Annotated in this window: 13 protein-coding genes and 1 tRNA gene; 8 read left to right on the top strand and 6 right to left on the bottom strand. The window is 60.8% G+C overall.

Features of this window, described 5'->3' with window-relative positions; genetic code table 11:
- Positions 1–412: 412 nt before the first annotated feature.
- The 6 genes from V1292_RS09390 (at position 413) to V1292_RS09365 (ending at position 6763) form a co-directional block, all read left to right on the top strand.
- Positions 413–1084 carry a tetratricopeptide repeat protein gene (locus tag V1292_RS09390; protein ID WP_334372023.1) on the top strand — a complete coding sequence of 224 codons (672 nt, stop codon included), beginning with the start codon at positions 413–415 and terminating at the stop codon, positions 1082–1084.
- 15 nt (positions 1085–1099) lie between these two features.
- Positions 1100–2305, top strand: a complete 1206-nt coding sequence (locus V1292_RS09385) for an efflux RND transporter periplasmic adaptor subunit (protein ID WP_334372021.1) — start codon at positions 1100–1102, stop codon at positions 2303–2305.
- 5 nt (positions 2306–2310) lie between these two features.
- Complete coding sequence (locus tag V1292_RS09380; protein ID WP_213289932.1) at positions 2311–3549, top strand: ABC transporter permease; 1239 nt, start codon at positions 2311–2313, stop codon at positions 3547–3549.
- Positions 3546–4265: an ABC transporter ATP-binding protein gene (locus V1292_RS09375; RefSeq protein WP_334372019.1), complete on the top strand. Its 720-nt coding sequence runs from the start codon at positions 3546–3548 to the stop codon at positions 4263–4265. The genes V1292_RS09380 and V1292_RS09375 overlap by 4 nt, the downstream gene beginning before the upstream one ends.
- 243 nt (positions 4266–4508) lie before the next feature.
- Entirely contained in the window at positions 4509–5297 is a 789-nt protein-coding gene (locus V1292_RS09370; RefSeq protein WP_334372017.1) for a phytanoyl-CoA dioxygenase family protein, read from the top strand.
- A 197-nt stretch (positions 5298–5494) separates the two neighbouring features.
- Positions 5495–6763, top strand: a complete 1269-nt coding sequence (locus tag V1292_RS09365) for a serine hydrolase domain-containing protein (RefSeq protein WP_334372015.1) — start codon at positions 5495–5497, stop codon at positions 6761–6763.
- 699 nt (positions 6764–7462) lie between these two features.
- Here the strand turns inward: V1292_RS09365 and V1292_RS09360 are convergent.
- The 6 genes from V1292_RS09360 to V1292_RS09335 all read right to left on the bottom strand — a co-directional run bounded on the left by V1292_RS09360 (position 7463) and on the right by V1292_RS09335 (position 18654).
- A complete protein-coding gene (locus V1292_RS09360) occupies positions 7463–10528 on the bottom strand; it encodes an ATP-binding protein (RefSeq protein WP_334376979.1) in 3066 nt (1021 codons plus the stop codon).
- A gap of 310 nt (positions 10529–10838) precedes the next feature.
- On the bottom strand, positions 10839–14702 hold the full coding sequence (locus tag V1292_RS09355) for a Dyp-type peroxidase (protein WP_334372013.1): 3864 nt from the start codon (positions 14700–14702) through the stop codon (positions 10839–10841).
- 40 nt (positions 14703–14742) lie between these two features.
- Complete coding sequence (locus V1292_RS09350) at positions 14743–14985, bottom strand: hypothetical protein (protein WP_334372012.1); 243 nt, start codon at positions 14983–14985, stop codon at positions 14743–14745.
- On the bottom strand, positions 14972–16948 hold the full coding sequence (locus V1292_RS09345; protein WP_334372011.1) for a hypothetical protein: 1977 nt from the start codon (positions 16946–16948) through the stop codon (positions 14972–14974). The genes V1292_RS09350 and V1292_RS09345 overlap by 14 nt, the downstream gene beginning before the upstream one ends.
- Positions 16949–17156: 208 nt before the next feature.
- Positions 17157–17246, bottom strand: a tRNA-Ser gene (locus V1292_RS09340).
- A 310-nt stretch (positions 17247–17556) separates the two neighbouring features.
- Positions 17557–18654, bottom strand: a complete 1098-nt coding sequence (locus V1292_RS09335; RefSeq protein WP_334372010.1) for an ROK family protein — start codon at positions 18652–18654, stop codon at positions 17557–17559.
- Positions 18655–19048: 394 nt separating this feature from the next.
- Here V1292_RS09335 and rplU point away from each other — a divergent pair, with 394 nt between their 5' ends.
- Complete coding sequence (rplU, locus tag V1292_RS09330) at positions 19049–19429, top strand: 50S ribosomal protein L21 (RefSeq protein ID WP_334372008.1); 381 nt, start codon at positions 19049–19051, stop codon at positions 19427–19429.
- A 161-nt stretch (positions 19430–19590) separates the two neighbouring features.
- Positions 19591–19860 carry a 50S ribosomal protein L27 gene (rpmA, locus tag V1292_RS09325; RefSeq protein WP_028348532.1) on the top strand — a complete coding sequence of 90 codons (270 nt, stop codon included), beginning with the start codon at positions 19591–19593 and terminating at the stop codon, positions 19858–19860.
- Positions 19861–19957 lie beyond the last annotated feature (97 nt).

The raw sequence follows: 19957 nt of genomic DNA, 5'->3' as shown, positions 1-19957 counted from the left end.
CTCCAGGAGCAATCCTGCCAATACTGCGTCCTGAAGTCGACCATCTTGGCCGCAGTTGCCCCAGATGCATTCACGACAGGCCACGCCGGTTCCAGCAGCAGCGAGCTGGATATGTGATGGGTCGCACATTTGTCAGCGCACGAATGAGCTAGGCTTTTGTTCGCGAGAGGTGCTGTGGCCAAGCGCGGCTTAGACGCTTCTGGGGCGAAAGACACAAGCTGAAGGCGTGTACGCAATGTGGCGCATTCTGAATTTCTCATCGATCAATCCAGTCTCAACCCGCTCATGTCGGCCGGGCGTTCGTGACGCGATTTCGGGGCCCATGAAGCGAGCCGTCGCCGTTATGGCTTGCTGCCTCGCTGTGCTGACGGCCCCCCATGCCGCTCTTGCCGACGCAGCGTCCGATCGGGACATGGCCACTCGCTACGAGCAGGCGGCGCAGGCGGGCGATGATGAGGCCCAGTTCTATCTCGGGGCGCTCCATTCGTCAGGCGTCGGTCGTCCGCGCAGCGACCAGGAGGCATTTCGCTGGTTCTTGCGCGCGGCCGATCAGGGGCATGCCCACGCCATGCTGATCGTCGCCGGCCTCTACGCGAGCGGGCGCGGCGTAGCGAAGGATAATGTGAAGGCCTATTCCTGGGCCCACATCGTCGCTTCCGCTAGCAAGCTCGACGAGGACCGCAACGGTGCGCGACAACTGATGTCCCTTCTCATGAAGAAGATGACGAGCGACGAGATCGGCCGTGCCGTGGTGGCCGCAAGAGAATGGCGCGCCGTTCGGGTTGCCGGCGCGCCAAAGGACTCCGTCAAGGCTTCCGACAAGGCTTCGAAAATCGAAAGAGCACTGGACAGCCCGGACCAACCCGCGCCGGCTGCGCCCCCACCTGCACCCGCCGCCGTGCAGCCAGCGCCAGCCGCCACGCCGTCGCCTGCTACCCCGCAGCTGGCGCCATCCAACACCACGGTGTTGCAGGCATCTCCCAAGACCACGTCGGCAGCTCCAATGAAGAATGCAAGGAAAGAAGATGTTCGTGATCTGCTCGACCAGGTTCCATCGGGCCTGCGCAAACGGTTTGGCTTCTGAGTCAGGGGACGCGCCATGAAATTGCAGCATCTGATCGCAACCGGCATTCTGGCCGTCGCCACCGCAGGGGCTGGCTATTACGCCTATCCCCATTTGCTTCGTGCACCGTTGGTGACCACCAGCATTGCGGGCCTCGCGCCGGTTTCCGAAGCGGTTTACGGAACCGGCACCGTCGAGCCCGAGCGCTGGGCCAAAGTGGTGCCGCTGCAGCGCCGCCGGCTGGTCGAGCTTTGCAGATGCGAGGGACAGGTGGTGAAGGCCGGCCAGGTCCTCGGTCGCCAGGACGACGCCGAGGAGCGCAGCGCGCTGGATCAGATGGAAATCAATCGCGGCCAGCTCGAACGCGATCTGGCGCGCGCCGAGAAGGATCGCGACAAGAGCGACGCCGCGCGCACCGATTACGAGCAGCGCTGGACCAAGCTCGAGGAAACGAAATCGCGGATCGCCGCGCAGAAGGTACGGCTCGATTCGCTGCTGCTGAGAGCTCCGCTCGACGGCATGGTCCTGCGGCGCGACGGCGAGGTTGGCGAGATCGCCGGCCCCACCGACGTCTTGTTCTGGGTCGGACCGCCTGCGCCGATGCAAGTCGTCGCCGAAATCAATGAGGAGGAGATCAACCGAATCGCAACCGGCCAGAAGGCTTTTCTGCGAAGCGAGGCTTTCCCCGGAAGGGCCCTGCGGGCCACGGTCTCCCAGATCACGCCGAAGGGCGACCCGACCCGCAAGACCTTCCGCGTCTATCTGCGGCTGCCAGAGGATACGCCGCTGCGAATTGGCATGTCGGCAGAGGTCAACATCATCTTCCGCGAGAAGCAGGCGGCCATCGTCGTGCCGGCAGAGGCCGTCGCAGCCGGTTCGGTTCAGATGGTCGATGACGGCCGCATCAAACGTGTGCCGGTGACGGTCGGCGTCCGCGGCAACCGCAACATCGAGATCCTCGGCGACATATCCAAGGGCACACCTGTGCTTTCGCCCGCTCGCACGGACCTTGCCGACGGCGCCAGGATTCGCATCGACAGCAGTCCAGCCAAAGTTGTGGAGCCGGCGGCCACGAGTGAACCGACCGACCAGCCAACCGCGACACCCGAATCTATCGCGGTCGCCTCGGCCACCACAGCGCCTTCGGATCCCGATGATGCGGTGATTTCGGCAGCCATGACCGCCCACATCGATTCCGTCGTCAACGACGCCCGTCGCAACCTCATTAGCAACAGCCGGTAAGTGCCGTGAAGCTTCTGTTCAACATCGCATGGACCCATGTCAGCGCCCGGGTACGCCAGACTCTGGTGGGTATGGCCGGCGTCGCCATGGGCGTCGGCTTCACCATCATGATGGCCGGCCTGATGCAGGGCTCGCAGATTGATTTCCTGCGCCAGCTCGTCGACACCATGCCGCACATCACGGTCGATGATGAACGGCGCTCCGTGCCGACGCAACCCGCCGAGCAGGAATATGCGGCGGTCCAAATGGCCGACATCGCCAATGTCGGCAAGCGTCCCGGCATCAAATATCCGGAATCGGTGATGAGCTCGCTGCGCTCCTGGATACCCGGCGACGTGGCTCCCTCGGTGGGGACCAGTGCGATCATCGATCATGGCGGCGCCCGCATCGGCATCACCTTGACCGGCATCGATCCCCGCCGTGAGGTTCAGGTCTCGAAACTCGGCTCGCAAATGCGCGAGGGAAAGCTCGACGATCTTTCACGCGCGCCGAACGGCATCATCGTCGGCGAGGCGCTCGCCGAAAAACTCGGCGTGAAAACCGGCAACACCGTCCTCCTGGTCGGCGGCCAGGGCACCCGACTGAATTCAACGGTGGCCGGGCTGTTTCGCTCCGGCTTGAAACGCGTCGATGAGAGCCAGATCTATTCGCTGGCCGGGACAGCGCAGCTCATGATGGGGCAAAGCGGGGTCGTCAACCAGTTACGCCTGCGGCTGAACGATCCGATGTCGGCGCAAAAGGTTGCCGCGCAAGTCGAAGCGCAGACCGGTTATAGGTCGGTGTCCTGGCAGGAAGCCAATGCTGACTTGCTGTCGACCTTTACCGTGCGCGATTTCATCGTGCTCACGGTGATGGGCGCGATGCTGCTGACATCGTCCTTTGCCACCTATAACATCATCTCGACGATCACACACGAGAAGCGTCAGGACATCGCGATCATGAAATCGCTGGGCATGCGCGAATATGCGGTGCGGCGGATCTTCATCATCGAATCCATCATTATCGGCGTAGTCGGCATCCTGTTCGGGTGGATCCTCGGTTACCTGCTCTGCTACGGCTGGTCGAAGATCACGATCTTCAATCCGCTGACCGGCACGACCGTTCCGCTGCAGATCTATTACTCTGCGATGCACTATGTGGTCGCCGGCGGCATTTCGCTGCTCTGCTGCGCAGGTGCGGCCTATTTCCCGGCACGCAAGGCAACGCGCGTGCATCCAGTCGACATCATCCGGGGGGCATCATGACCGAAGTCGCTTTGCAAGCAGTCGAACTGGTTCGCCGCATCGAAGGCGTCGTTTCGCACACCCTCGTCAACGGCATTGATCTTGCAGTGAACAAGGGCGAATTCGTCGCCATTACCGGGCCTTCGGGATCGGGCAAATCGTCGCTGCTCTATCTCCTGGGCCTGCTCGATGCTCCCAGCGAAGGCGAGATCATGATCTGCGGCCAGCCGACCTCGAAATTGTCGGAGACGGAGCGAGCCGACGTTCGCCTGACCAAATGCGGTTTTGTGTTCCAGTTTCATTTCCTGCTGCCGGAGTTCACCTCGCTCGACAATGTGCTGCTGCCGATGCGCGCAGCCGGCAGGATGACCGAAGGCGAGATGCGCGAGCGCGGCCTTGCGCTGCTTGGCTCGCTTGGGCTTGGCGAGCACGCCAACAAGCGTCCCAACCAGCTCTCCGGCGGCCAGCGCCAGCGCGTCGCCATCGCCCGCGCGCTTGCCAACCGCCCCGAGATCATCGTCGCCGACGAGCCGACAGGCGCCCTCGACACAGCATCGACGGAACAGGTGTTTTCGATCCTTCGCGACATCGCCGACCAGGGCCAGACCGTGGTCGTGGTAACCCACGATCCAGCGCTCGCCGCCCGCGCCGACCGCCGCATCCACATCGTCGACGGCAAGATCGCGGAGATTACCGAACGGGGTGACGGCGAGCTGGTGAAGGAGATGGCAAACTAAGCCAGAAGCTGGTGGACAGCTATCTTCCATGACGGGATTGCGTATTGCTGCCATTCATATGATATGGCTTCGGAGGTGCTTCGTCGCGCATCCTTGATCTCCTCTGCCACAGAGCATACGTTCTTCCCATGATGTTCATGTCCACATTCTTCCCGCTGATCTGAACGACCCAATTCGTGGTGCATCCGCGCCGATCAGATCAACATGGCTCCGCTGACGCGGTGGCCGAACGGGGAATGTGTAATGCCCAAAGCCGATCACATCGGCCTGACCTCCCGTCAGGTTCAGAGCTTCATTGACGACGGCTTCGTCAAAATCGAAAACGCCTTCAGCACCGATCTCGCAAAGCAATGTAGGGACGAGCTATGGACTGATATTGGCCTATCGCCAGACAAGCCTGAAGGCTGGATTCGACCCGTCATTCGAGTAGCGTCCAAGTCTTCGCCTCCATTCGTTGAAGCCGGCAACACGCCGCAACTGCACAAGGCTTACGATCAACTCGTCGGCGTGGACCGCTGGTTTGCGCCCAAAGGCCTCGGAACTTTCCCCATCCGCTTCCCCTCGTCAGAATCCCCCGGTGACGATGGCTGGCATGTGGACATGAGTTTTGGAGATAGTCCTGACTTCATGGAGTGGCGGGCCAATGTGAAGAGCAGCGGACGGCTATTGCTGATGTTGTTTCTACTCTCGGATGTTGGCTCGGATGATGCGCCCACGAAGATACGGAAGGGTTCGCATGCCACCATTGCGCGGGAATTGCTGCCCTATGGCGACGCGGGCGCGACGCTCAGGCAGCTCTCTGCCCATGGCTACGCCTCTACAGAAGATTGCGAAGTTGAACTGGCGACCGGTGCGGCAGGCACCGTCTACCTGTGCCACCCATTCCTAGTTCATGCCGCGCAACCTCATCGCGGAGAACGACCGCGCTTCATGGCCCAGCCGCCGTTGCTGCCGAAAGCCGAGTTTGATCCGGCGTTGCCGCCATCGCCGGTTCAGATCGCCATCCGTCAGGCGTGTGGGCTGATGATCTGAAGCGGGAAGGAAGGGTTCGTTACTGCCCGATCTTCGGGCTGGACGAATCAGAAGCTGGCAGAGAGGGAGGATGCGAGGTTACGCAACATGCCGTCAGCTAGCTCGCTCACATTGGGTGCCCCTCGATTTGACCCCGGTCAAGGGCGCCTATCGAGATCACCGGTACCAATACATCGATAGTCGTTACCGAGCGCAGCGTGACCCGGCGGCTGGCGCGTCGTGGCTGCGCGCAGCCAACGTTGGCATCGGGAGGTTGGGGCGTGTCCGTGCCTAAATCAGATCAATCAATCGTACAGGGATGCGTGACCCGCGGCTTTGAGGCGGTGCGGGACGCGTTCATCGAGAATTTCTCTCGGCGACACGAGCTGGGCGGCGCCTGCTGCGTCTACCGCCATGGTGAGAAGGTCGTCGACCTCTGGGGCGGTGTGCGCAACAAGTCGACCGGCGAGCCATGGCAGCAAGACACCATGGTGCTGATCTGGTCGGCGACAAAGGGATTGGCGGCGATGACGCTAGCGCTCGCCCACTCCCGCGGTTGGCTCGACTACGAGGAGCGGGTCTGCACCTACTGGCCGGAGTTTGCGCAGCAAGGCAAGGAGGCAATTACCGTCCGACAACTTCTGGCTCACCAAGCCGGCCTGTTTGCCTTCAACGAGCCGGTGGACAAAAGCGTGGTCGCCGACCTTGATCGGCTCGCGATCGTCCTCGCTCGACAGCGACCGGCCTGGGAGCCGGGCACGCGGCAAGCCTATCATGCGCTCACGCTCGGCTTTTATGAAGGCGAGTTGCTACGTCGAATCGATCCGCAGCATCGCAGCCTGGGGCATTTCTTTCAGGACGAAATCGCCGCTCCGCTGGGACTTGAGGCCTACATCCGACTGCCCGAGACCATTCCGAACGCCAGGCTCGCGACACTTGCAAGCCCAAGCTCCTTGGCGAGACTCTTTGGCTTTCCGATCCGGCTGACGCTCGACTCCTTGAACCCCCGCTCGAGCATCCATCGCGCGCTTATCGTGAATCCAGGCGCCGCGATATGCGAGGACGAGAAGCACATCTACGCGCGCAATCTCGAGGTACCATCCGGGGGCGGCGTCGGCACCGCGCGCGCAATCGCGCGGGCTTATGGCGTGTTCGCGACCGACGGTCGGGAACTGGGGTTGCGCGCGGAGACCTTGGAGGCGCTTTCGGCGCCGGCCATTCCTCCGACTCATGGATTCTACGATGAATGCTTCAGGAGCGAGGTCCGCTTCTCACTGGGTTTCATGAAACCTAGTCCTTTCCTGGCTTTCGGAAGCGACCTCTCGTTCGGGGCACCCGGCGCCGGCGGCGCCATGGGCTTTGCCGACCCGAAGGCCGGCATCGGCTATGCATATGTCACCAGCCGAATGGGAACATCGCTCACAGGAGACCCACGCGACCTCGCGCTACGAAACGCGCTATACTCCGTCATTCCTCTGGAGCCATAGGCTGCGCGGTTGATCTGGTCACCTCAATGGCTCGCGACGGCCCACTTCTCTGCAATCCTTACAAACGCCGGTACGGCAATTGGCCGTCTGCTTGAGTTATTGTCAGCGTAAAGAACTAACAATCAACCGATCCGCCATCTGCGGATAGCTCTGCGTGTCGCAAAACCGAACGTCACGTGCCGGATTTGCTCACGCAAGGACCCGCTCTCGATGAATGCGTCCAGCGTTCTCGGCAACCACTTTGACCGCGAGTGTCGGCCTTACGGCGGTTTCGAGGCAGCGCATGCTTCCGAAGCGACTGAGAACTCTCGGTCCGTGATGATGGGTCGCGGTGACGCATGACCGCCGCATCCACGTCGTCGACGGCAAGATCGCGGAGATTACCGAACGGTGTGGCGGCGAGGTGGCTTGTGGGGCGGTGAGCTAGTCGGAAGCTGCCCGCCGCCGTGGCTCCGCCGCTATGGCGCTGTCAGCTTCAGCGTGGCTCGCCGCGCCGAAGAGCAAGCGAAGGAAGGGAGCAGACAGAGGGATTCTCAGTTCCTCTCCTGATGCCGCGCCCGCTATTGGGTCGTTGCACATCCAATTTCGCTTCCAGGACGACATCAAAATGCGACCTCACCCAACACATGCTTGTCGCGGTAACGACGCGGCAACGGGAGTCTTGCTGGGTACCATCGCTGGTTTGATGGAGCGAGTTGGCTAATACCGTCGACGCAAGTTGCGGGCCGCTTCGAAGTGCCAGGACATCCCCATCGCCTGAAACAGGCTCTCTGCCTGGTCTAGCAGTTCGGCTACGTGCGCGTGTTCTCCGCAAGCAACGCGTATCTCGGCATCGCAGAGCTGCGTGACTGCAATCTCGTGGCGCGCTCCTCTGGCAAGTGCGTTCTTCATCGCCAGAGCAAGATATACTTCCGGCGAAGTCCGGCCATGTCCGACAGCCGAGGCGCGAGCCATCGCGCGGTAGGCCATGGCTTCGCCCAGCGGGTCATGCCGCCGACTACGCAACAGCGCGCGCGCCGCGTGGCGCCTCGCCTGCTGCCATCGTTCGCTTTCAACCAAACAATCTGCCAACCAACCATGATTCAGTGAGACAAACAGCCCTCGATTGCGGTTCTCCAGCCATGACGTGGCATCTACGATCGCCTGCAATGATTTTTGGGATCGTTGCGTCATCCAACTCGCATATCCGCCCAATGAAAGGCTCTGTGCATACAAATACAGGCTCTTCACTCGCTCCGCGACATATTGGCCCTTAATCGCAGATGCTCGCGCGTCCTCCCAACGGCCCTGCCACAAGTTGACGGCGCTTTGCAAACATAGAATCGAACCCTCAACCTCATGGCCTGAGCTTTGAACTGCGTCCAGCGCTTCCTCGAAACATGCATGCGCCTGTTCGAACAGCCCGCGGTCACCAAGCACCGATGCTTTGCAAGCCAACGAAAAAGCGAGAGCAACGGGGAGCCGGCCGCGTTTTCGGAATTGGCGCTTTATCGAGATTGCCTCGTCAAGCAACACGAGGGACTTGTCGTATTCCCCTGCTGCCGCGCAGGCCTGCCCCAGTACCGCTCGAATTTGCACAGCAAGTGGCTCGTCGCCGACGACCGTAGCATGTGCAAGCGCAGCTTCCAGGTGGCGTGTGGCACGAGCCAGCTCCCCTAGCGCGTAATTGATATATCCTACCCAATACTCAGCCCGCGCAAGCGCGCGCTGATCACTATGAGCCGTCGCAAGGACAACAGCACGTCGCAGAAACTCAAGTTGATCCCTCGACGGATCAAACACGCACGCTAAAGCCAGGCGTTGCACTATAGACATCCAGCGTTCGTAGTTTCCCTGGGATGCATCCGGATCCAGAGCGGTAAGAGCAGCGCCGTATTGTATTTGGGCACGGTCCAAAGCTGAGGCTGCGGCGGCTTTATCTCCCGCGGCCTCGGCGTACTGAGCGGCCTCGACCACCTGCCCGCATGCGCCGTAGTGATAAGCAAGCAGTTCCCAGGCTTCCTCTTGCGTGCCAGACGGCCCGTGTTCTCTCAGCGTGTCAGCGATACGCTTGTGCAGCGCGTTGCGCTGGCGCAGACCGACGGAGTCGTAAATCACGTCGCGCGCAATGCCGTGCTTGAATCGAAGGGTTCCCGGTTGCTCGCCAGGAAAAATGAGATCTTGTGCAGCGAGCGTCGCGATAAGCGGATGACTTTCGCCACAGCCAGTGAGCTTTTCGAGCAGCCAAATGGGAATGACATTGCCAATAACGGCTGCCGTGCGAACCAGATCAATCTGCTCGGGCTTCAATCGTTCGACACGGGATTCTATGAGTTTGTCCAACCATGCCTCGCCGCCATGGATGCGGCCAATGCGGTTGTGATCCGGACTGTCGTGAGCAACGGAGTGGCATAACTCCTCGATAAATAACGGATTGCCACCAGAGAGCTCCCTGATCCTTGTAACGGTGAAAGGATTGCTTCCAGGAAGCAATTGACGAATGATTTCCTCTGCTTCGTCGGCGCTGAAAGGCGCAAGAGTCAAGATGGTCGCGCCAACGACTGCCACATTGCCATCCCCAAGCTCGCGGCTTGCGACGAGCACGAACAATGTCCGATTATCACCGCGCCTTATTGCTTCGAGCACCTGACACGACGCGATATCTGCCCACTGCCAATCGTCGATGAACAGCACCACAGGTTTCGAGGCGACCAAGACATCGAAAAGCTTGCATATTGCGGCAATTGTGTTTTCCGGAGAAACGTTACGCGATTCCAATTGACTGTTCACGGGATCCAGCGACAGGGCGCGCAGGAACTCAAGCCGATACTTGAGAAGATCTGGATCGATCTCTGAGAGTGCTTTCTCAAGAACCTCAGCGGCGCGCGCAGTCGTCATTGCATGGTCCAGGCCCAACAACGACCGGAGAATCTGGAGGAATGGTTGCAAGGGCTCGGCGCTTAGATAACTTTCGCAGTACCCTCGCAGTATCTGGCAATCGGAATTTGCCGGGCCGCGGAGAAACTCCTCGACGAGTCGGGTCTTTCCCATTCCCGCAGGTGCGACGATTGCGACATATTGCGGCTTCCCTTTTATTATGTCGTAGAGACTCCCCTTCAAAGCCTGGAGTTCGGTTTGGCGGCCGATGAATGATGTTAGCCCCCGCATCGATCTGGCTTGGAATCGTGTGCCGACGGCAGCACGACCGAGGATTCCGTAGACGGCGATCGGCTGGATTATCCCTTGAAGGTTGAGGGATCGCCTGGGCGTGGTCTCATAGAAATGGCTTTCAGCGCCTAGCGTTTCTTCGCTCACTAAGATTTCGTCGCTTTGCGCAACATCGGAAAGCCGCGCTGCAACATTTACAGTGTTGCCTAACAGATCAAGTCTTCCGTGAAGATCATCCCCGCCGGCAAGGAGTACCAGGCCTGAGTGAACTCCTGTATGCAGATGCAAAGGCGGCAAGGCGCGGGGCGAGTGGTCAGGTGGAATTCTTCGAACGAATTCGTGAAGATCAAGTGCGGCCTCGGTCGCTCGGCGTCCATCGTCCTCATGTGTTTCCGGATAGCCGAAGCTCGCCAGCAAGCCGTCTCCCCGGATCTGAACAATTGTTCCACCATGCCTTGGGATGATGTCTTCATAGGCGCGGCGGAGGTGGCCCAGCAGATCCGAAAAATCTTCGGCTTCCATACTGGCAGCGAGGCGAGCAGAATCTGACAAATCCGAAAAGAGGATTGCAAGATATCTGCGCTGTGATCTTGTTTCTTCCTGTCTTCGACTGGTCATGTCGCTCACTATTGCCGCGCAGTGAGGCTTCCTTTGGGACGGCCGTTTCCGAACTCATCACCTCGGCAGCTAGAGCGCGCAGCTTCCGCTTCTCGTCAGGACCTAACTAAGTTCCGTATTCGTGTCCGCTACGACTGCTCTCTGCGCGACGGTAATTGTCAGTAGTCGCAGGGCATCATGTCTTTCGAACCGGCTCGTCGAAAAGTTGGGTGCCACGATCTTATACCTTCCCGCCCATGCGTGCGAGCGCCGAAGTGACCGCGAAACGGGAGCATTTGCGCGGCACTCGCACGGGTGCCTCACCCCTGTGTCAGTCGCCCTCGCGAAGACCTTCACACAGGCCCTCACGTAGGCTCACATCAAGTTCCATTGGCGACAGAGTCGGCCGCAGCCTCGTCGATTCCAGCAATCCGGCCAGCATGCCGAGCATCACACCCATGGCCATCTTGTAGCCCGGACAAGCGTGCGTGGGGCGCCCCTTCTCGCTGCGGTTACCACCGAAGATGAAGTATAGTCCGTCGTCGTCATCATCGTCGATCAGGCATTCTTGCGTCGCCGAGACAATGCTCACCACGATCCGGTCGCCCGGATGGACCTCAACGTGCCCCAGAGAATGTCGCTCAAGCGCAGTGCGCCACACCAGCTCCGGAACGGGGCGCAACAGCAGCGTTTTCTTCAACGGCCGCATCAGGACCTTACAGGCTTTCTCCAAGCGGTCTTTGGTTTCATCTGCCAGATAGGCGAGCTGATGGTCCCACAGTGAGCGGTTGTTGACCCATTCGTATAGCGTCCCGCGGATGTTGCCATCGACGGTAGGAAGGAAGCCCATCATTACGCCAATCAGCGTGCTCGTCAGTTGCGCCTGGTCCTTGGAGTATGCGTTGAACAACGCGTTTCCGAGTATCCCCAGCTTCCTCTCGGCCTTGCGTTGTATCCCCAGCTTCCTCTCCGCCTTGCGTTGCGCCTCGAGGAGCTGACCGACTGCAGCGGATAGTGCCTTGCCGTGCTGCTGGCCAAACAGGGTCGCCTCCGGGCCGGGGTTGGGCTGGAATATATAGCGTGACGGCGAGTGGAAGTGGCCCGGGCAGGTCGGAGGGTCGTCGGGTTTCCGATCCCAATGCCAGCCGCCCCGCACCACATGCGTGCCGTCGGGCACGCCAAACCACTCATTACCGATGCGCGCCAGGACGTCGTCGACGATGTCCTTCACCTGCAACCTTCTCCCGCGGTCGCCCGGGACGAGGGATATCAGCGCTTCCTGCGTGTGGTGAAAGGAACTTTTGAACGCCGCCTCGCGGCTGACAGACATTATCGCTTTGTTGGCCGGGCAAGCCTCGGCGCGGTACTTCGAAGTGGGCAGCTCGTCATCGTCTTTGCCCAGATAGATCTCGCCGAAGGACGTGCGCATGCGCTCGGCATAGCCCGTCACCGTGTAGCGCGGCTTCCCTCCTCCGTTGTTATGGAAAACCTCGTTGACTAACTTTTTGCTGCACACCAACACGCCATATGGTGTTCGGAGCGCACCGCCGTGCAACTCCCGTATCGCCGCCCACACTGCCTCGCTGATGCCGAACATGCGTGCGGTTATATCCTCGAGCGCAATCTTCCATTGGTCCGCCACCGACTCGAAGCCAAATAGCTGCTCGGCTTGTCTCAGTTTGGCTATGATCACGGCGCCCTTCTGGACCCGCATGGCGAGCTTCTCGTCACGCCGATCTTTCTTCTTCGGATCATCCTTGTCCTCAACGGATTCGATGCTTGCAGCCGCCTTCGCGAGCTCCTTGAGTTCGTCGATCGCCTTGATCGACGGTACAAATGCGTAGAGACCCCATTCCAGCTTGACGATTGGTTTGTCCGGCGGCAGCTCCACCACCTTCTCTTCGCCGTTCTTATCGTAAAAAACGAAGCTGTGCGGGTCGCTGTCATGTGGCACACCGAGGAACGGATCGCGCAAGACCGAGTACGTATGCTGGTCGCTGCTGTTGCCGCCGCTCAGCCACGCCTGGATGACCTCGAACTGCTCTGCGATCGATGCGTTGTACGCCATGAAAAACAGGCCGCGTTCTTCAGCATCCGGGTTCTTCTCGTCGAAGGGTGGGCCATAGGACATGCCTCGTCGCATAATGCGGGGCACGGTGCGGATGTCATCTCGGGTGCCACGTGGATTGGCGCGTCGGATATGGGCTTGGAACGGGCACCCCTTTCCCTCCGCGTCTTTCAAATAGTCGAAGTCGTTGCCCGTGATCATCTTGTCGCCGATCGAGACTTCGCCGTCACCCGTGCGACCCATGAACTTCGTCTTTGTGTCCTTTACGTCTCCGCTCTCTGCCAGCACAGCGTTCAGCGCCTTGACGTCCTGCTTGAGCTTGCGCACCACCAGGAAGGTGCTGTCATCCCACAGCCTGCCGGTCAGCGGTGGGTCGCCATGGGAGTTCTCGTAACCTAGCAGCAGGTCGCCAAGCACGACCTCATCGGAGTAGGCCGACTTATGCTGAGACGCTTCCAACTTCGGCTGACTGATGCCATCCACGAAGTCGAAGTGGCCCCGCGGAAGCCCGCTGACAGGATCGAGGAAGCGCCGCATGGACTGCACCGAAAGGATTCGCACGCCCTTGTTGACTAGCTTTTCGTTGAACTGTGCGATCGCCTTCCGCAGCGGATGCTTGTCGCTGGTGAACTCCTGCCATCCGTCTGAAGGTCCCTTGCAGGTGTATTGGACAATCGCATGGACTGACGATAGCTCCACGCGGCCCCGCTCTTCCTGTGGCGGCTCCGGCGGCCAGTTGCGCTCCGGGAGAGACCAGTTGATCGGGTGGTTGCAGCGCACGTCACCGAGGATGCTGGCGCGCGCCACCATACCCTCGCGAAACTCATATGGCAGCAGGTTGAAAGTGCCCGACGGCATGCCCGCGAGCGTGAGTCCCTGGAAGGTGAATCCAATGTTAACGAACGGCTCTTCAGTCGCTTCTTTCCGTGCGGTGGCGCTGGTTCGCTTGATTGCCGGTTCGAGATACTCGAGCATGTCTCGCGCCGCTGCGGCGTTCTTGAGTTCGACCAGCAGCAGGCAAGCATGCGTAGCCCCCTTGTAGGTCTCGATGATGCCACCTTGGACCTTGAGCGGATCCCATTCAGGTTTTGCGGGCACTCGGTCATCGAGTGCCTTGTACTTACAATTAGCAAACCAACTCAGCGCCGCTCGTTGGGTCGGGTTGAGCTCTTCTTGCTGGGCTTCCGCGATGCAAGAATGGGCGGGGTCTCCCAACAGATGCCTTGCGGCGCGCAGCAGAAACCCGCCGTCGTTGGTACCTGCAAGCGGCGGATACATGTCGGCCAGCCGGTACAACGCGGTCATGGCCGGTAGCGCCTGCTTGAGAAAGCTGGCCTCGTAATTGTCGAACCAGGTCAGGGCCGCTCGTTCCGTCGCCTCGAGCCGTTTCTCTCGGGCTTTCTCGATTAGACTACGGGCGGGATCCTTCAACAGATGCCTTGCGGCGCGCAGCAAAAAGTCGCCGGCGGTCGCACTTGCAAGCGGCAGATGCATGTCGACCAGCCGGTACAGCGCAGTCACGGCCGACACCGCCTGCTTGAAAGTTTCCGCCCGGTCGGCTTCCTGTCCCGCGACGGTACCGATGCACTGTTGCTCATTGTTCAGTTGACGCAGGTCGGTCGCGACCCTGTCGCGAAGATAGTGCAGATCATTCACGGTCAGCGAACTCGCGTTGTAGAAGAACTGGGTTTCGACCTGCGCCGATCGGACCCAACCCGCATACGCCGGGTAGTTGTGGCTGTGGGCGTCCAGGTAACCTTCGCAGTTACAGAAAATGACGTCCAGAAGCGGCCCCAGATCGCGCCATATGCGGCGCATGTAGGGCTCCCATCCGCCGTCGAACGCGACAGAAAGGAGGAGCCGCCTTGGCGGCTCCTCTCCGACAATCGCAAGGCGGAAGGAGTGAATCGCCCGGATTCGGTCGACCGCGTCGGCGATCAGTGGAGTTGGCTCCGCCTCCAGCGACGAAACGCGCAGGGTATTCAGCGTCCTCAACAGCAGTCGCAGCCGGCTTTCGTAGCTGCGCGAGTCCAGTGCCGGGATGAGTCCGGGCTTGATCGTCGCAGCCAGGGTGAGGTCCGTGACACCCAAGAGGCTCTTCGATTTGCTCTGTACATCAATCTGCATGGCGGTTCCCCTCGTTCCCTGACCCTTGCAATTGAGTTCACTAGAGTGGCGGCCGCACCCGCATGACCGGCCTTGGCGACGGCCTATAAGGCTGCCCGACTGTCGGCATGTTCAGCGCGCGCTCCGCCTGCATCAGCGCGTCTAGCGCTCCCTCCAGTGCGGCCGCCTGGGCCGCAAGCAGTTGCGAATCGTTGTCCTTCCGCACGGTTTCATCGTTTCCCTTATCCCGTACGGGTTCATCGTTTTCCTTCTTCACCACGGATTCATCGTTACGCTTCTTCAACACCGGTTCGTCGATCGCCTGACGGATCAGGTTGCGAAGCGGCTTGCCTTGACCGGGCTGTGACGCCGCCCAAGTCAGTCCGGCCAGGCTCGTTGCAAGGCTGTCCCGCAGCACGTTGAGTCGCACCCAGCGATGCTCGTTCCAGCCGTCGGACAGTTCGCCGGAAGGCCACGCGACGGGAAAGGCATAACGCTTGAGCAGCTTGAGCGCCGCCACGCGCCCCAGGGTCGGCCAACCCCTCGATCTCCTTTTTGGTCATCAGGATGTTCAGACCGCCGATCCCGCTACGCAGCCCCACCCGCGCGACGCGTTCGCGGACCCCAGGCAGGCGAGCCAGCGTGGCGTCGTTCCAGTTGATCGTCGTCGAAGCAAGTGCGCTGAAGAAGCCGGACAGCCTTTCGACAGACTCAGGCTCAGTCTCGAACTCGTTCCATTGGTCCTCACTGCCTTCGAGATGGTCTCGTGGCAGCCGCACCACTCCGTATCTCCTCGGAAGGCCGGTCCACGGCGTCCCCGACCACCACCGCCTCGCCAGCCAGATCCACGCCAACCTCCTCCGCCAAAACCGCCACCATGAAAACCAGCTCCACCAAGGCAACCGCGCGCGCGCCGACGCTTGCTTGCTCGGGGGAATTTCGTACAGCGAGATGCCGAAAGTGGGCCAGGAAGGGATCGGGCTGTCGAAGAGATGGATCGGAAAGTTCGAACAGATGCCACCGTCGCAGAATAGACAACGCCTGAACACATGCTTGTGCTCGTCCCGCTTATCGAGGATCCAGAGCGGCACCGCGCTGAACAGGACCGGAAAGCTGACGCTCATGCGCGCAGCCACCACGATCGGCAGGTGCTTTGTTGGCAGCCGATACATCGGCTCCTCCTCGCTCCCAACGACCGGCGGTTTACCTATGATGAGCGACAACAACCAACCGGTCGCACGCAAACGGCGCCGGCCGGCCGGGACGGCTCTCGCCCGCGCCGGCGCCGGCTTGGCGTTTCCCTGATACTTATTTGATTGGCCAGTGACTGGGTCGACCTCCATGTCCTTGACCACATCGGGAGGGAACAGCCGTTTCATTTCGCTCGAGCGAAAGTAGAGCGGAAGGTCATCCTCTTCGCCTTCATTCTGCGGAAAGATGTACGGTCGCCCGTGGGTCACGTTGGCGGTGAACATCTGCAGGTTGATCGAAGCGGCCCCCATTGGGCAGGGGTCGTTCAGCGTTTCCCGCGGCGAGCCCGGCGCGGCCGCCAGGTCCGCGAAGGTCAACGGCCGGTCGCCTGCTTTGCGCCCGGCAATGTCCTGGATGAGGCTGTGCAGCCAATCTGTGAGTGGCGGGAGTAGTGCCTCCCCCCAGCGACTCCCGCTGCACAGGCCGTAGTCGTGCTGCACCAAGCGTCCGACGTCGCGTGCGACCAGCACGAGCCCCGCGATAAGTATCCCAACGAAGGAGAGCGTTCCGATCAGGACGGCGGAACACCAGTCGATGTCTCCCTGTGCGGCCCTCACGAGCGCGATGAGGGGGATGATCGCGATGGCGAGGATCGGCGATTTTGCGTAAGCGCGCAGCAGCCCGCCTGCCAATGCCTTTAGTTTGCCGGTTGGCTTGGCGAAGCCGGGCAACAGCGCATCGAACAGACGGCTGTTCTCTTCCTCGGGCTGGAAAAGCCACGCGAGACGAGTCTTGCCGTCCACGCCGTCGGCGACAGCCGCAGTGTGCTCCAGCATGATCCGGAATCCGTGCGACGAACCGTGCCGGCGCCGGTATTCGGCGGCGGCCGCCAACGCTGCGACGCCGGCACCGGACGATGCTCCGCCGATGCTGTTGAAACGGTAGGCGGTCGCCAGCGCGAAAACGGCTGCCGGATAGGCAATCGAACTCGTGACGCCGCCGGTGAGAATCAGATCGCAATAGCGATCACGCGGCGCCCGATCATCGAAGCCAGGTAGCGGTTCCCTGGTGGACATTCGAACTTCCTCACTCGAACCACCGACACTACCGCCCCTGCAGAATAGGCCTGCTGTTGGCAACTCCTGGGTGAGCTAGTTCACATTCAGAGACTTATTTTTTTGCGCTGCTACTGGAGATCAATTTGCGCCAGGCTTGAGCTTCGCCGGCTTCGCACGCGGTCGAGCCGATAAGCAAAGCTAGAAGTCTGGTAGCTGTTCGTGAGATTGGCGGAGAGGGAGGGATTCGAACCCCCGATAGGCTTGCACCTATGCCGCATTTCGAGTGCGGTGCATTCAACCACTCTGCCACCTCTCCAGGCGCCAAGGCGGGCCGGATTCGGCCCTGCGGTCGGGCCGTGTTCTAGGCGAGGAAGCCGGGGCAGACAAGGCGCGCGGCGGAGAAATTCGCCAAAAGCGGGCCAGGCGGCTTTTTGGAAAAGAGGTGGGACCGCCAGACGCGACAAAAAACTGGCGGTCCCGTGCCGCTGCTTTGAAATCCTGGCCGGGAAGTGCGGCTTCGCCGGTCAGCCGGAGCGACAAAATGACGGTAGCAACGGCTGCGGAAACGGCAACGCGATCCCGTTTTTAACCTAACCAGTCAACCTTACCTCCGGCGAAAACGATCACTACCGGCCTTTTTTCGCCTTCTTCTCGTCCTTGCCGTCGTCCTTCCGCCTGTTCGTGAAGCGCGCATTGCCGAGCCCGGTACCGATGGTCAACACGCCCCAGCGCTCGACATCCTGCATGAAGGGAACTTCGGAAAGGCCCTGCACCACGCCGTCGTTGTGCATCAGCACGGCGGTGTCGTGCGTACCGATCTTGGGAATCGCCTCCACCAGGCTTGCCGGCAGATTGAACTTGCTGCTTTCCCAATTGCCCGGCAGGTTCTGCGCGCCCTTCTCGATCGAGCCGTCCTCGTCAATGACGCCAGGGCACGCGATCCCGATAAAGGGCGCAAGTTTCAGGCCTTCCACTTCTGCCGCGGCAATCAGGTCCTTCAGCATCTTCACCAGCCGTTTTACCGCGCCTTCGCGCGTCGGCTCATCGTCGGCATGCCGCCACAGCTCGGACCTCCAGACGTCCGCCTTGGAGAGGTCCGGCGCCTGCTTCCAGCGCGTCTCCACGATGCCGCAGCGGATGTTGGTGCCGCCGATATCGACGGCAAGGATGCTGTCGTGTCCCTCGAAGATCCAGGACGGCGCCAGATGCAGCGTGCCGATCAGGCCGGCGTCATCGGGATGAAAGCGGATCGGCAACAGATCGACTTCGAATTCTTCGCCCTTGAGGATGAGGTCGGTGCGGGCGATGGCTATCTCGCCGACCCGGCTCTGCCGGAAGCCGCCGCCGACCACGATGCGCTCGGTATCGGCCCAGGCCTTGGTCTTGAGGAAGCGGCGCGTCACATAGGCCAATTCCTGCGCGAACTCCTCGATCGCGCCGTGCACCAGCGCGGCGGCACCGACATCGTCGCCGACCAGCGCCTCGTCGAGTTCGCCCTTGGCGATCTCGTCGGCGGATTTCTTGCCCAAGGGATCGTCGCCGTTTTTCTTCAGCGGCCTGCGTAAGTCGTCCAGTATCTTGCGGAAGGCCCCCTTGCTGGCGCGGTCCCCGAGAAAGCCTTCGTCGTCCTTCAGTTCGACATTGAAACTATCGACCTCGACTGACGGCAGGCGGGTGGCGCCGTGGTGCGCGATGCCGGTATTCGTAACGACGTCTTCTGCCATTGCCTTCGCCCTGCCGGATCTCGCTGGCGACAACGGACGGGGAACCCGTTGGTTTCACAAGGAGCGAATGGCGAGTGGCAAATAGCGAATGGAGGCGGCAAATAAGGCCCCCTTTACTCGCTATTCGCCACTTGCCATTCGCCTTTTCCCGGCCAAATCCTTCATTTTTGGAGGGTTTTCAGACCCTTTTGCCTTGACTCAGGGCATTCTCGGGCTATAAGTCCCCGCATCCGGCGCGGGATTTCTCGCGCCGCTTGTTTTTGCGCGAAATCTTAAGGGGTTTGCTCCCCGGCCGCGCGAAAATCGTACCCATAACGACTGACCAAAAAGCCGACCCGGACAGCCCTTTCGGGAATACGTCCGAGGCCGGGATCGAACACGAAGGAAAAAAACGATGTTCGCAGTCATCAAAACCGGCGGCCGGCAGTACCGCGTCGTTCCGGATGATGTGCTCGAGATAGGCAAGATCGCCGGCGAAGTCGGCACGATCGTGCAGCTTGGTGAAGTTCTGGTGGTCGGCGGTGATACGCCGGTGCTGGGCGCGCCGACGGTGGCAGGCGCTTCCGTTGCAGCCGAAGTGCTGGACCACAAGCGCGGCCCCAAGGTGATCGCGTTCAAGAAGCGTCGCCGCAAGAATTCGCGGCGCAAGCGCGGCTATCGCGACGAGATCACGGTGCTTCGCATCACCGAGATATTGACCGATAGCGCCAAACCTTCGATCGGCCCGCGGCCGAAGAGGGAAAAGGTCGCCGCACCGGCTGCCAAGGACGACTAGGCGCCGAAGACGGCCAAGAAGTTAAGGCTCCGGCCAAGACGCCGCGCGAACGGCTAGCGACCAGAAGTGATGCGCCTCGACGAAAGTTGAGGCGTGAGAAAAAGTGAAATGATTCCGTCAAGGAATTGATCTAGAGATATTCGAGAAATCGGAGACGGGCCATGGCTCACAAAAAAGCAGGCGGTTCATCGCGAAACGGACGCGATTCAGCGGGCAAGCGCCTTGGCATCAAGGCGTATGGCGGCGAACACGTGATTCCCGGCAACATTATCGCGCGTCAACGCGGCACCACCTGGCATCCCGGCCTTAATGTCGGCATGGGCACCGACCATACTCTCTTTGCCAAAGTCGAAGGTCATGTCGAATTCCGTGCAAAAGCCAATGGCCGCACCTTCGTATCGGTAGTTCCGATGACGGAGGCGGCCGAGTAGACGGTGGACAAAATTCGAGTCTGCCGGATCCTGTTGAACCGGCGGAGTCGAAATGGGCTCCAGGGGAGGCGGGAAACCGGCCTCCCCTTTTAATTTG

This window comes from Bradyrhizobium sp. AZCC 1719, assembly GCF_036924525.1.
Taxonomy (GTDB): Bacteria; Pseudomonadota; Alphaproteobacteria; order Rhizobiales; family Xanthobacteraceae; genus Bradyrhizobium.
This window is presented reverse-complemented; position numbering and strand designations above follow the sequence as displayed.